This is a genomic window from Marinomonas sp. SBI8L, from assembly GCF_001624705.1.
GTDB lineage: Bacteria > Pseudomonadota > Gammaproteobacteria > Pseudomonadales > Marinomonadaceae > Marinomonas.
The window spans coordinates 38,107-52,014 of sequence record NZ_JSEO01000016.1; the positions used below are offsets into that span (position 1 = coordinate 38,107).

Sequence of the window (13,908 nt, forward strand, 5' to 3'; positions counted from 1 at the left end):
ATTTAGTGAATTGAATACGAGACGTTATGGTTAAGCATGTAGAACCTGATCAAATACTAGTTAAGATGCCTTCATTGCGCGCGGTGAAGTCATTTGTTGCGGCGGCTAAGTACTTAAATTTCACCCGTGCAGCAGAAGCCTTATGTGTGACGCAAGCGGCAATTAGCCGTCAAATTCGTGAATTAGAAGCATCACTTGGGGTGGTTTTATTTAAACGTACAGGCAGAGCGGTAGAACTTACCGAAGCGGGCGTTATCTTTTATGATGCGGCCTATTTATCCTTTGTGAATATTGCTCAAGCAGCGCAACGTATTCAAGACAGTGATAAACGCAAACAAGAGCTGACAATCTGTTGCTCTCCCGCTTTTTCGGCTTATTGGCTATCAAACCGTTTGCCGAGCTTCTTTTCAGATAACCCTGATATTGATGTGAATATCGTCACCACGAATAACTTTTTACACATGGAACCGGGTGTTCACCCTGATGTTTTTATTAATAAGGTGAGTGATTCACGGGAAGGCTATCATTCAATTCCTTTGTTCTATGACCAGATCTACCCTGTGTGTTCGCCTGAGTTTTTAAAAGACAATCCAAATGTGGCCAGTCTTGAAGGGTTACAAAGTACGACCTTATTAAATCTAAGTCCTTATGGACGTTCGCAAATTGCGGAGCATGTGGATTGGAGTGTTTGGTTAAATAGCCAAGGGATTAACTTCAACTTAGGTTCTGAGGTTGGCTCCCATGTGTTTAATGCCAATGATTACAATATGTTGATGCAGATGGCCCTTAATCATCAAGGCATTAGTTTAGGTTGGCATCACCTTGTTGCGCCTATGATAGAGCAAGGCAAGTTGGTGCGAGTGGGTGAACCTGAAACCACCTATAAGGAAAAGCGTCACTATTTAAGTTATGCCGAAAGCAAACAGGATAATGAGGCCCTGCAAACCTTCAAGCTTTGGTTCTTAGAGCGAATACAAGAAGAGCGCACCTTTATTGGGCAAACAGAGTAGGGTGAGTAGAATAGTGCAAGAAGAGAAAATAAAGGTTAGGGGGATCAAGTTAGCGCTTAAGTGAACCTTGTTTTAACCTGAAAATGAACCCGCTTGAAGCGGGTTTTTTTATGTCTGTCTTTTTTATGCACCATAACTTGGCGTTATTCTTTGCGCGAATAAAAGGTTGATTGTGTGCTTATCTCCTCCCTCGTTAACATTTTATCAAGCAGTTTTATAAGGTTGGATGATAAACGCGATGCGTGCTCACCCCTATAAAACAACCCTGGATAACAATGATAATTAAGGTGAGTTAAATGCATTTTGAAGGCATCTATACCCCAGTAATCACGCCTTTTAAGGACGATTATTCAATCGACTATGAGGCTTATTCTGCCCACGTTCAGTATTTACTAGAGTCAGGTGTTCATGGGCTGATGATAGGTGGCACAACCGGTGAGTATTATGTTGAAAGTCACGAAGAAAGGGTCGAACTGCTAAAAATAGCTCGTCAAATTTGTGGCGATAAATTACAGATTATTTTTGGTACGGGTTCAATTAATCCAAACGCTTCAATTAAATTAGCCGAAGATGCCGCTAAGCATGAAGCGGATGTGATTTTGGTGGCAACGCCGCCTTATTCTCTACCGACTCAAAGAGAGTTGGCGTTACATGCATTGGCTGTGGATCGTGCAGCAGACTTGCCTATCATGCTTTATAACTATCCAGATCGTATGGGAGTCAACATGGAAGAAGAGTTTCTTGACCGTGTGGGACGCTCTAATAACTTCTGCGGTATCAAGGAAAGTTCCGGCGATATCAATCGCTTACATCTGTTAGCTCGTGATTATCCTCATATCCAAGTGGCCTGCGGTATGGATGACCAAGCATTAGAGTTCTTTGCTTGGGGCGCTAAAAGCTGGGTTTGCGCTGGATCTAATTTCTTACCTAAAGAGCATATCGCCCTTTATCAAGCTTGTGTCATCGATAACGACTTTAACAAAGGCCGTCGCATTATGTCAGCCATGATGCCTCTTATGCGTGTGCTAGAGCAGGGCGGTAAGTTTATTCAGAGTGTGAAATACGGTGTGACCTTGGATGGTCGTGTATCTGGCGAAGTGCGTAAACCGCTTTGTGGCCTTAATAAAGCGGATAAACAAGCGATGGCGCAAGTGGTAAAAACCTTGAAAACGACCATAGCAAGTATCGTGGCAGAAACACCTTCGTCATCTGAAGCTGGCGCATTTGTTGAGACCATCAAAGCCAATATCAACAAGGCCAACACATCCTCAGCGAATACAGAAACAGCCAGCACAGAAGCAGGAGAGTAAGCATGTCAGATTTATTAACATTAGAAGAGTACCAAGCAATTGCTGCCGAGCTTAACCCTGCAGCCATGAGTTTTGTTGATGGCGGTTTTCGCCCTGCTTTATCAGGCAATACTTTCGAGACAATTAATCCAGCCAATGGAGAAACACTGGCACAGGTTGCAGCTTGTAATGCTCAGGACGTGGACTTTGCAGTAAGTAAGGCACGTGAGTCTTTTGAAGATGGTCGTTGGAGCAAGATGCATCCAAGTGATCGTAAACAGGTATTGATTGAGCTGAGCAAGTTGATCAAGCGCAATAGCCGTGAGTTAGCTGTGCTAGAAAGCCTAGATTCAGGTAAGCCGATACTGGATTGTGAAACCATCGATATTCCAGAATTTATCCATACGCTGACTTGGCACGCAGAAGCAATTGATAAAATTTATGATCAAACCGCACCGGTTGGACCAGATGCCATTGCCATGGTGGTGCGTGAACCTATTGGGGTTGTCGGGGCGGTTTTACCTTGGAATTTCCCTTTACTCATGTTGGCTTGGAAGATAGCGCCAGCGTTAGCCAGCGGCTGTTCTATGGTGGTCAAACCTGCCGAGCAAACCTCATTAACGGCTTTGCGTATCGCTGAATTAGCCAGTGAAGCAGGCTTACCAAAAGGTGTGCTTAACATTATCACAGGGACAGGGGCTGAAGTGGGTGAACCGCTTGGTTTGCATAAAGATGTAGACATGGTGACCTTCACCGGATCAACCCAAACTGGGCGCCGCTTTTTACGTTATTCAGCCGACTCTAACTTGAAGAAAGTCGTATTGGAACTTGGAGGTAAAAACCCTTGTATCGTGCTAGATGACGCTGAAGATCTGGACAAAGTGGCAGAGCAAGTCTGTGCCGCTGCTTTTTGGAACATGGGGGAGAACTGCTCAGCAGGATCTCGTTTAATTGTCCAAGACGGAGTGAAAGCGCAATTATTAGAACGTATTAAAGCTCATGCCAGAGACTGGAATACCGGCGATCCATTAGATCCAACTAAACAGCTGGGTGCCATGATAGACAAAGGTCATTTTGCCAAAGTGAATAGCTATTTGGATGAAGGTAAATCGCAAGGTTATGACGCCATAGTAGGTGGTCAAACCATGGATGGCATCTTTATTCAGCCGACTGTTTTTGACGGGGTGAAGAATAACGACAAGTTAGCCCAAGAAGAGATCTTTGGCCCTGTTTTATCTGTCATCACAGTCGCAAGTTACGATGAAGCTATCGCTGTGGCAAATGATACTGAATACGGTCTAGCTGCCTCTGTCTTTACGGCTAACGCTAAAAAAGCCCTTCGTGCTGCACAAGCCATTAAAGCAGGTACAGTCACAGTGAATTGTTTTGGTGAAGGGGATATCACCACACCATTTGGCGGTTACAAGCAGTCAGGTTTTGGTGGTCGTGATAATTCTGTCCATGCCCATGATCAATACACAGAGTTAAAAACCATCTGGGTTGATCTGAGTGATGATGCTGTTGACGCTTGCGTTGACTAAATCACCACGCCTATTGGGTCCATATGGGGTGCTGTTTATGCACGCCATATGGTTCAGACAGGAAGCAATTTATGCCTAAAAATATCGAAGTGAAAAGGCTGCCGAAAGACCCAGGACCTGCTGCATGGAATAGTATTTTACCCGCTGCACCTGAGTATCCAGCGTTAACCTCAGATATCGACGCTGATTGGGTAGTCGTAGGGGGGGGCTTTACCGGACTTGCGGCTGCAAGACGCTTAAGTCAGCTGGTGGGTGACGAGTCAATTGTTTTGCTAGAAGCAAATAAGCTTGCCGAAGGTCCAGCAGGTAGAAACTCTGGATTTATGATTGATTTGCCCCATGACTTAAATTCAGAAACCTACGCAGGTGCCCATGAGCATGATTTACAGCAAATACGTTTAAACCGTGCTGCGATTCGTTTTGCCCATGATATGGCAGAAGAATATGAGATGGATTCAAAGGTGTTTGACCCTTGTGGCAAGGTAACAGGGGCAGGTTCAGCCAAAGGCCAAGCTCATATAGAGAGTTATCGTCATCACCTTGAAGCGCTTGGAGAAGAGTATCGCCTCATGAGTCATGGGGATATGAAAGATTGGACCGGGTTAGATTTTTATCTCCAAGGGCTTTATACCCCGGGGGCGGTTATGATTCAGCCAGCCGCTTTTATTCGTCAAGCTGCTCAAGGCTTAAGTGAAAAAGTGAGCTTTTATGAGAATAGTCCTGTCATTCATATTGATCTGGGTAACCCCCATAAGCTGGTAACACCAAAAGGCTCAGTGAAAGCGAAAAATATCATTTTAGCTGTGAACGGTCATATTCAATCTTTTGGTTTTTTTCCTCGTCAATTACTGCATGTCTTTACCTATGCCTCTATGACCAGAGCTTTAACCGACAAAGAAGTGACTCGTCTTGGCGGCGTTAACGATTGGGGAATCTTACCTGCTGATCCTATGGGCACCACAGTGCGCAGAAGTTCTGACTTTATGGGTAGCGGACACAGGGTAGTGGTGCGAAATCACGCGACCTTGAATCAAAATATGGAAGTGAATTCAAGCAATATACGCACCGCAGAAAAGCTACAGGATAAGGCTTTTGCTAATCGTTTTCCTATGCTCAAGGGCGTGGAAATGGAGCATAGATGGGGTGGGCGTTTATGTTTGTCTTGGAACTCTATGCCTGCTTTTGGTGAGGTGGAAACGCGTATCTGGTCTGCCGCTTGTCAAAATGGTCTTGGTACCGTCAAAGGAACCTTATCCGGCATGATGGCGGCAGAACAAGCTGTGTTGGGTCAATCGGATAGGTTAGATGAATTCTTAATTCATCAGGCACCTGCAAAATTACCCCCTGAGCCATTTTTATCCTTAGGCGCAAAAGTGACTATGCGTTGGAAAGAGTGGCAAGCGGGTATCGAACTTTAACCAGAATAATTTAATGACTATTAATTGCATGACTGTTAATTGAAAGTCTAATCATTCAAAGACAGACAAGTTAGCTGTTAGGAGAGGCCAATGAGCCAATTTAATACCTCGGACTTTATCAATCCCATGATGACTCAAACATGGAGTAATGGCCGTCATGAAGTGCGTTGTGTCAAAGTCATTGCAGAAACCCATGATGTCACCACTTTTACCTTTGGCATGAGTGAACCCGTGCTTTTCTTTTTCAAACCGGGGCAATTTGTCACCTTAGAGCTTGAAATAGAAGGGCAGCGAGTCATGCGTTCGTACACGATTTCAAGTTCGCCTTCGATTCCTTACAGCTTTTCTATCACAGTTAAACGGGTCGAAGGTGGTCAGGTGTCGAACTGGCTACATGACAACCTCAAATCGGGTGATCAAATCGCTGTCCATGGGCCTGTCGGGCAATTTAATTGTATGGATTTCCCAGCAGATAAAGTATTGCTTTTGTCTGGTGGTGTGGGCATTACGCCTGTGATGTCCATGGCTCGCTGGTGGTTTGATACGGACTCAGAAGTCGACATGGTGTTTGCCCATAGTGCCCGTTCTCCTAAGGATATTATTTATCCGTTAGAGCTTGAGTATATGACCACACGTATTGAGAACTTTAAGATGCACCTTATCTGTGAAACCACAGAAATAGGGCAGGCTTGGGGTGGTTATCGTGGTTATTTAGATAACGCTATGTTGGGCTTAATTGCACCAGATTTTATGGAAAGAGAGGTCTTTTGCTGTGGACCTGAGCCTTATATGAAGGCGGTCAGGCAGATGCTAGAAGCCGCAGGTTATGACATGTCTCGTTATCACGAAGAATCCTTTGGCGCGACACCTGTGGATGATGTAGAGCAAGCCCATAAGCATGCGGATGCCGCTGAGATAGAAAACCAGCAACCAAAAGATATGGTACAAGTGAGCTTTAGCGGTTCTGATAAAACCTTGGATGTGGCAATAGGCACCAACTTAAACCAAGCGGCTCAAGAAGCTGGGGTTAATATTTCCAAAGCCTGTGGCGTGGGGATATGTGGTGCTTGTCGAGTCAAGGTGGAAGAAGGCGAGTTTGAAATGCTGCAAAACGGTGGTATCAGTGAAGAAGAAATTGCACAAGGTTATGTGCTGTCTTGCTGTACCAGTGTGACCGGCAATATCAGAATTGAATATTAGGGAGCCTGCGATTAAGTCACCTCTTCTCAGTCTTATCAGAAAAAGTATCACACAAGGCGTTACTTTGACGTAATGTCGGTACCTTTCGAGAAGTGACAACACAGGGTGTTACTTTTTCTGAAAGACCCGAAGGGCGTGGTCTAAAAGCCTTATCTTTATGTTGAGAACCTTATCAATAGAATCACTATTAAGTTGCGCTCCTCGCCATAAATCTAGTGACTTTTATCCACACGCTGAGGCGGGAGGACTTATTCGTAGGCTCCCTAGACCCCTGGTAATGGTTAAGGTGAGAGCGAGAGTCATATCTTTTTTAACCAAGAAATCAGACCATCAAGCTTAGTAGGTTGTTGTAGATGAATTTTAATAAGCTTCAATCTTTTAAGTTCTGTTTTTTATTGGAACAGGGATTCTCTCAGTTATCTTTGGCTTTGATGTTGGAAACACTCAAACAGGCAAATGACTTTTTACCAGAAAAGTTATACAGCCATGTACTTGTGTTCGATGACTCTCATCTAAGCCATTCAAAAATTGTTTATCAAAATGAAGCGGTTAAACCAATGTCAGCCCTATCCCAAGATGAAGGGTTTGATCTTATTGTGGTATTAGGTGGAAACCATCATCAGCAACAAGCGTCCCAAGGCCCAGATTCATTTATTCGACATCATTATTTAAAGGGGGCATGGTTAGTTGCGTTGGAAACCGGTGTTCATAGATTGGCCAGTTTAGGCTTATTAAAAAATAAACCTGTGAGCTGTCATGCGAATTACCTAAAAGACTTATCTGAGCAATATCCTAGGCTGCACTTTAACACCAATATCTTTAGCTTTAGTCATGGTATTTATACCTGTGCAGGTGGTCTAGCAACCGCCGATATGATGCTAGATTTGATCGACAGAATAACACCTGTTATCTCGCAAAGACTCTATGCTCAACTGGTTGTAGATAAACCACGCACAGGTGACGCTACCCAGAAGGGCGCGCTCAAAAAGCAGTTTTCTGGGTTAGGTAAAAGCTTAATCAATGCAATTGAGTTGATGGAGTCTAACTTGAGTGAGCCCCTTGAAATGCAAGAAATAGCCTTTCATAGTGGTGTTTCCACGCGACAGTTAGAAAGGTTGTTTCAAAAGCATTTAGCTAACTCTCCAAAAAAGTTTTATTTACAGCTTAGGTTGAAGCATGCACGCGATAAGATCATTAACACCAGCCACTCAATTTTGGATGTGGCCTTATCCTGTGGTTTCACCGCCCCGACACACTTCTCAAAGTGCTATAAAGACTTCTTTGGCATGTCACCAAGACAAGACAGATCTGCCATGTTTGATGGCCAGAATACCAATGGCTGGATAGATAGGTTAGTGTGCTAAGGATGCCAGTGTGATAAAAGTGCCAAGGTTAATCAGGCTCTATTACTCAAAAAAATAATAATGCGCATTCATCTTCACTCTCTCAAAAGTGATAAATAAGAGAGTGTTAAAAGGGATGATAAATAGGCGTTACAAGATCTTTCCAGTTTGACCTTAAGGAAGCTTAATAATGGCCAGTCACAGACAAGCGTTTTGGTTTGGAGTAAGGGACTTGCTCCCCTTAGTTTCAGGTGTATTACCTTTTGGTCTGATTGCCGGTGCCACAGGTGTTTCCATGGGAATGACACCTGAAATGATCATGGGAATGACAGTGCTATTTTTTGCAGGTTCTGCGCAATTAGCAGCTTATTCTCTGATTCAAGATAATGCGCCTTTTATCATTATTGTATTTACAGTGTTGGTCATTAATTTAAGGTTTGTGATTTACAGCGCAAGCTTCGCGCCTTTGTTAGGCCCATTAAAAAAACGTTATCGGCTGCCTTTAACCTTTATGTTGTCAGATCAAGTTTATGGGCTTTGCTCTATGCCTGAGCAGCAAGCTAAATCTAAAGGCGAAAGAGTTTTCTATCTAGCGGGCGTTGCTATTTCTATGGCTTTAAGCTGGTTTATTTCGGTGGCCTTAGGGGTAGCCCTCGGGGCCAGTATTCCCGCGAGTTGGTCGTTAGAATTTACCATTCCACTGGCTTTTCTTGCTATGTTAGTCACCACAATCACCAATAGAAGACTGTTTTTAGTCGCCTGTATTTCTGCCTTGTGTGCCATCGCCTTTCAGCTTTTACCCTACAACATAGGTTTTATTGCGGCTGTGGTCGCTGGTGTTTCCTGTGGTTTGCTGTTACCAAACTTATTGCAAAAGAGGGTAGGAAAACATGGATAATTTAAGCCTTTGGTTACTCTTTTTTGCCGCAGGATTAGGCACCTTTTTAATTCGCCTTTCTTTTATTCAATTACATGCAAGCTCAGCGGCTTTGATTGAGCGAAGTAAGCCTATTTTAGCTCTGTTGCCACCGGGTATTTTAGCCGCGCTTTGTATGCCTGGAATCGTCTTTACCAGACCGACGAATGAGTATCAGATAGACCCTTTACAAATTCTTGCTGCCTTAGTCACTATCCTTATTGCTAAGTACAGCAGTAGCGTTTTTTGGCCAGTAGTAGGAGGTATGTTGTGCCTGTGGCTACTAAGGGCCTATGGGTAAAAAGTGGCTTATGGATAAAAGTGCTTATGAATAAAGAGACTGCTAACTCGATGACAGACTTTCTATTTGAGAAAAAATGATGCGAAACCTTCCTTCTTTAACTGGGCTGCGTGTCTTTGAAGTTGCAGCAAGGCATGGCAGTTTCAAACTAGCAGCGGATGAGTTATGTGTGACGCAAGCTGCGGTGAGTCGTCAGATAAGACAACTTGAAGAGGATTTTGCTGTTGACCTTTTTCTGCGTGGTCATAGAAAAGTCAGTCTCACCCCAGCAGGCAAAAAACTGTATTTAAGTACCCATAATGCCTTTGCTGATATTGCTAAAACTAGCCAAGAAATCCAATCAGAGTCTTTGCCAAACTACCTTAATCTATATGCCACAAGCTCCTTTAGCCGCTTGTGGTTAGTGCCCAGGTTGCCACAATTACGCAAGTTACATCCAGATATACATTTGCAACTTACCAGCTTAGAGCAAAACCCTAATATGGCGGATAAGTTTGAGGCAGGCATTACCTTAGGGTTAGAAAAGAGTGAGCTTTACGAATCGGATTTTCTTTTTTCTGAAGTTATTTTTCCTGTGTGTACGCCGCAATTGTTAGCGGAAAATCCAGATATCGTAAACCTTGATTGCCTCATTCAGCATTCACTTTTGGAATTGGATTCAAAATTTTGGCAGGCAAAATGGTGGCAGCCTGTGGACTGGGCCACTTGGCTTCTTCAGCTAGATCAATCAGAACAGGATGAGCCTAAAAAAGCACTTAAAGGCGTAACGCCCGATATGATGTTCAGCCATTTTCCCATGTTATTAGATGCTGTTTTACAAGGTGTCGGAATTGGCCTTGGATGGCAGCACTTAGTACAGGATATGTTGGATGATGGTCGTTTGGTACGGCCTGTGCCAGACAGTTTTAAGGCGATTGAGCGTAAGCATTATTTTGTTTGTCGAAAAGATCTTGTGGATAAGCCAGAAATGGTCCATTTGCGAGACTGGTTACTCTCGCAAACGGCCATCTTTAGACATTAGCTAATAAATAGTGAATAAATGCTGATTAAAAAGGCAGCGGCAATTTGGCTGTTCTGCCGCCATCAACCACGAAGGTTTGTCCTGCAATGAAACTTGCTTGTTCCGAAGCAAGAAACACCACCATATTACCAATATCTTCAGGTTCACCCGTGCGTCCCACTGGGTGCATGGCTATCAGGTCTATGTGTGCTTGGGCGGGATCTGTTTGGTCATTAATATAGTTATTACTTAAATCTGAGTTAATCCAACCAGGGGCGATGGCGTTACAGCGTATACCGTCCTTGCCAAGATCAATAGCCAAAGCTTGAGTTGCCCCATGAACACCGGCTTTAGATCCACAATAGGCGGTGTGATAGGGGTTAGCAGCTATGCCTTCGATTGAGCCAATGTTAATGATACTGGCGCCATGATTAGTTGTGCTCTTAGCTTTTAGTTGGGGGAGAAGGGCTTTGGCGAGAAAAACCGGTGCTCGCAAATTGACTATCATCATCTTATCCCAGCTTGCTTCATCCATATCTTGTATATGCTGTTCGAACATAAAACCCGCATTGTTAACCAAGATATCGACGCCACCTAATGTGTCGGCAAAAGAGGCAATATCATAGGGTGCTTGGCGTTCACTTAAGTCTGCTTTTATATAAAAGACACGGGAATCATCGGCTAATGCTTGATCTAATTCTTGGCGTTGAGCTATCAGTACCTTAGCGCCAGCGGCTAATAGGCATTCGGTAATACCGCGACCAATACCACGGCCGCCACCTGTCACTAGGGCCAGTTTGTTAGTCAAAGTATTGCTTGTTTGTATATGGGTAGCATTCATTTTAAATCCTCAACCTGATACTGGCTTAGCGCCAGTGACTTCGATAGTTTCTCCAGCAATATAGCGGGACTGATCTGATGCTAAAAAGGCGATCACATCGGCAATGTCTTCAGGTTCGGCGATGCGGCCTAAAGGCACGGTTTTATTCAGCTCTTCCACTGCTTTGTCTGGGTCAAGGCCACGGCGTTCAAAACCTGTACGTATCATGGGAGTATTGATTTCGTGAGGACAAACGGCATTCACGCGAATATTAAAGGGCGCACAATCACGGCCTAGGTTTTTTGTTAGTGCTGCTACAGCACCTTTGCTGGTGCAATAAGCCACATGGGCAGGGCCTGGGTGAGTGCCCCAAACAGAGGATGTATTGACGATAGCACCACCATTTTGCTTCATATGAGGAATGCCTGCTCGACATAAAAAGAAGACAGCATTGAGATTAACGTCCATGGCCAGCGACCACATTTCATCACTGGTTTCTTCGATTGTACCTCGGGGGATAATGCCCGCATTATTAAGTAAAATATCAAGCCCACCAAAGGTTTCAACCGTTGCTTGAATCAAGCTCTCACAATAGTCTTTACTGCGTAAATCACCAGCATAAAAAGCGGCTTGACCACCGGTTGAGGTGATCTCTTGGACGAGTTGAGCACAGGTCTCTTCCTCTCTATCCGCTATCATGACCTTGGCCCCTTCACTGGCAAAAAGCGTCACTAAGGTACGGCCCACACCACCTGTTCCCCCTGTTATGACACAGACTTTATTTTCGAAACGCATTGGCTTACTCCCATCTTGTTATTTTGTGATGAGACTCATGGTGGCGTAGGAAAAAGAGGGCGACAAACGATCTTTATGCTGCATTCACTTAACCTTATGTTAAGTGAATGGTTGAGTGAAAGAGTAAGTGAAATGAGAGAAGAGAAAATAAAGATCAATCATGTATTAATTCTCATGGTAATGATCTGCTCAATTTAATATATTGGCTGTAAGTAATCTGAAACTTTAATCCAAGCGCCTTTTAACAAAAGCTTTTAAAAACAAGGCGCCTTTAATAAAAGTCCTTTAGCCAAAACATCTAGCTTAAAACGAGGTCGAAATGTTAACCCTAGAAACCCTCATTACTTATCTTGCTATCTTGATAGGTTTTGCCTTCACCCCAGGTCCTGCTACCTTGCTAACCCTAGCAAGATCAAGCCAATCAGGTGTACGTGTGGGTCTTTTCACTGGGTTTGGGATTGCGGTTGGGGACTTAATTCATACCTTGTTAGCGGTATTGGGTATCTCTGCGATTATTCTTGCGTCAGCCTTGATGTTTAGCATAGTGAAGTACCTAGGGGCTGCTTATCTTATTTACCTTGGTATTAAGGCGTTGTTTGTTAAAAGTGACCTGAGTTTACCTAAACAAATGAGTGTCATCTCAGCTAAAGATGCCTTTCGACAGGGGGTTTTATTAGAAGTGCTTAACCCTAAATCTGCCATGTTCTTTTTAGCTTTCTTACCTCAGTTTGTAGCGCCAGAACAAGGCATGGTGGCTTTGCAAATGATGACACTAGGGCTTCTATTTGTGGGAATTGGGCTTTTTAGTACCTTTGTTGTGGCGTTAAGTGCCGGCAGGCTAGGCGCATTTTTACGTCGTAATCCTATTCTCATGCGCCGACAAAATAAGGCGATTGGCAGCATCTATTGTGGTTTAGGTGTGAAGCTAGCGTTTCAGGAACGCTAGGGAACCTGCGATTAAGTCACCTCTTCTCAGTCTTCTCAGAAAAAGTGTCATTCAAGGCGTCACTTTGACGCTTTTTTCTGATAAGAGCTGTAGGTACCTTTCGAGATGTGACAACACAGGGTGATACTTTTTTCTGAAATGCCGTTTAGGTATTCTTCAAAGGCCCGAAGGGCGTGGTCTAAAAGACCTACCTTTAAGTTGAGGATCTTATCAATAGAATAACTATTAAGTTACGCTCCTCGCCATAAATCTAGCGGCTTTTATCCACACGCTGAGGCGGGAGGACTTATTCGCAGGTCCCCTAGTTTTTATTTCACTTTTTGTTCAGTGAGATAAACCTTAAATTCCGCAATAAATTGGGTCAATCTCGCCGAAGTATGTTTTCTATGTGGGTAGACTATCTGTATGGGAAAATGAGTTTGATGAGCCTTCGCTAAAATAGGAACTAACAGCCCTTGATTGATGAGATCTTGGGCGGCAAATGCTGGGGTATAACAAATGAGTTTTCCATGGCGTGCTAGCTGAACCGCCGCCGAGGCGCTATTCACCCGTACCTTATAATTTGGCGTTACTTTAACTCTGCTTTCTATTCTGCCTTTCGTGTTATTTCCTTCCATTGCATCTTGGTTTTCAATGGCTTCGAACGACCAATGATTTTCACGGGAGTTGTCATCAAGTACACAAGGCAAGTCGCTTAAATCACTAAATTGTCTAGGTGTTGGATAGCTCTCTAAAAAGGCCTGAGAAGCGCATAGCATCATGTACACCTTACCAATATGGCTGGCGATTAAGGATGAATCTTCTAATCTACCAATGCGAATGGCTGCATCAACCCCTTCGTTTATCAGATCCACATATCGATCGCTTAATAGAATATCAATCTCTAATTCTGGATAGGTTTCTATAAGCTTTGCCACAAAGGGCATGACAACCTGCTCACCATACGTTGTCGGTACAGCAATTCTGAGTTTACCCGCCACATTTTGAGATGACTGAGTTAATTGAGACTCTAAGTTATCTAAATCCTCAAGCAGAAGTTTGGCTTGTTCATAATAGGTTCGCCCCATGGCTGTTGCCTGTATCGAGCGAGTAGAGCGGGTCATTAAACGAATCTGCAAGTGAGCCTCAAGCTGAGAAACCTGTGTACTTACCATGGCTTTAGTTCGGCCCAAGCGTTTAGCCGCTGCGGTGTAAGAGCCTTCTTCAAACACTGTGATAAAGGCTTCCATCAATTTTAATTTGTTGATTGTAAAATCTTCCTAAACAGTGATTTTAAAATATGGGTAATTGTTAAATATATTGGATTTTAGATAATAAAACTATCAAAGG

At 43.7% G+C, this 13,908-nt stretch carries 13 protein-coding genes; 10 read left to right on the top strand and 3 right to left on the bottom strand.

From position 1 onward, the window contains the following. The first annotated feature begins 26 nt into the window (after positions 1-26). The 9 genes from OA91_RS20230 to OA91_RS20270 all read left to right on the top strand — a co-directional run bounded on the left by OA91_RS20230 (position 27) and on the right by OA91_RS20270 (position 10,039). On the top strand, positions 27-1,010 hold the full coding sequence (locus OA91_RS20230) for a LysR substrate-binding domain-containing protein (protein WP_063339653.1): 984 nt from the start codon (positions 27-29) through the stop codon (positions 1,008-1,010). 296 nt (positions 1,011-1,306) lie between these two features. Continuing rightward, positions 1,307-2,320 carry a dihydrodipicolinate synthase family protein gene (locus tag OA91_RS20235; RefSeq protein WP_063339652.1) on the top strand — a complete coding sequence of 338 codons (1,014 nt, stop codon included), beginning with the start codon at positions 1,307-1,309 and terminating at the stop codon, positions 2,318-2,320. A gap of 2 nt (positions 2,321-2,322) precedes the next feature. Next, positions 2,323-3,840, top strand: coding sequence for an aldehyde dehydrogenase (locus OA91_RS20240; RefSeq protein ID WP_063339651.1), 1,518 nt, complete (start codon positions 2,323-2,325; stop codon positions 3,838-3,840). A gap of 71 nt (positions 3,841-3,911) precedes the next feature. Then, positions 3,912-5,258 carry an NAD(P)/FAD-dependent oxidoreductase gene (locus OA91_RS20245; RefSeq protein ID WP_063339650.1) on the top strand — a complete coding sequence of 449 codons (1,347 nt, stop codon included), beginning with the start codon at positions 3,912-3,914 and terminating at the stop codon, positions 5,256-5,258. Positions 5,259-5,348: 90 nt separating this feature from the next. Continuing rightward, complete coding sequence (locus tag OA91_RS20250; RefSeq protein ID WP_063339649.1) at positions 5,349-6,458, top strand: hybrid-cluster NAD(P)-dependent oxidoreductase; 1,110 nt, start codon at positions 5,349-5,351, stop codon at positions 6,456-6,458. Between the two features lie 353 nt (positions 6,459-6,811). Next, complete coding sequence (locus tag OA91_RS20255) at positions 6,812-7,822, top strand: GlxA family transcriptional regulator (RefSeq protein WP_063339648.1); 1,011 nt, start codon at positions 6,812-6,814, stop codon at positions 7,820-7,822. A 169-nt stretch (positions 7,823-7,991) separates the two neighbouring features. Continuing rightward, a complete protein-coding gene (locus OA91_RS20260) occupies positions 7,992-8,699 on the top strand; it encodes an AzlC family ABC transporter permease (protein WP_063339647.1) in 708 nt (235 codons plus the stop codon). Further along, positions 8,692-9,018, top strand: coding sequence for an AzlD domain-containing protein (locus tag OA91_RS20265; RefSeq protein WP_063339646.1), 327 nt, complete (start codon positions 8,692-8,694; stop codon positions 9,016-9,018). The genes OA91_RS20260 and OA91_RS20265 overlap by 8 nt, the downstream gene beginning before the upstream one ends. Before the next feature lie 76 nt (positions 9,019-9,094). Beyond that, positions 9,095-10,039 carry a LysR substrate-binding domain-containing protein gene (locus tag OA91_RS20270; protein ID WP_063339645.1) on the top strand — a complete coding sequence of 315 codons (945 nt, stop codon included), beginning with the start codon at positions 9,095-9,097 and terminating at the stop codon, positions 10,037-10,039. Positions 10,040-10,064: 25 nt separating this feature from the next. Here OA91_RS20270 and OA91_RS20275 read toward each other — a convergent pair whose 3' ends face one another. Continuing rightward, positions 10,065-10,859, bottom strand: a complete 795-nt coding sequence (locus OA91_RS20275; RefSeq protein ID WP_063339644.1) for an SDR family NAD(P)-dependent oxidoreductase — start codon at positions 10,857-10,859, stop codon at positions 10,065-10,067. A gap of 9 nt (positions 10,860-10,868) precedes the next feature. After that, a complete protein-coding gene (locus OA91_RS20280; protein WP_063339643.1) occupies positions 10,869-11,633 on the bottom strand; it encodes an SDR family NAD(P)-dependent oxidoreductase in 765 nt (254 codons plus the stop codon). Between the two features lie 319 nt (positions 11,634-11,952). On the opposite strand from OA91_RS20280, the gene OA91_RS20285 reads away from it, so the two are divergent. After that, positions 11,953-12,579 carry a LysE family translocator gene (locus tag OA91_RS20285; RefSeq protein ID WP_063339642.1) on the top strand — a complete coding sequence of 209 codons (627 nt, stop codon included), beginning with the start codon at positions 11,953-11,955 and terminating at the stop codon, positions 12,577-12,579. 308 nt (positions 12,580-12,887) lie between these two features. Here OA91_RS20285 and OA91_RS20290 read toward each other — a convergent pair whose 3' ends face one another. Continuing rightward, positions 12,888-13,808 carry a LysR family transcriptional regulator gene (locus OA91_RS20290; RefSeq protein WP_063339641.1) on the bottom strand — a complete coding sequence of 307 codons (921 nt, stop codon included), beginning with the start codon at positions 13,806-13,808 and terminating at the stop codon, positions 12,888-12,890. Positions 13,809-13,908 lie beyond the last annotated feature (100 nt).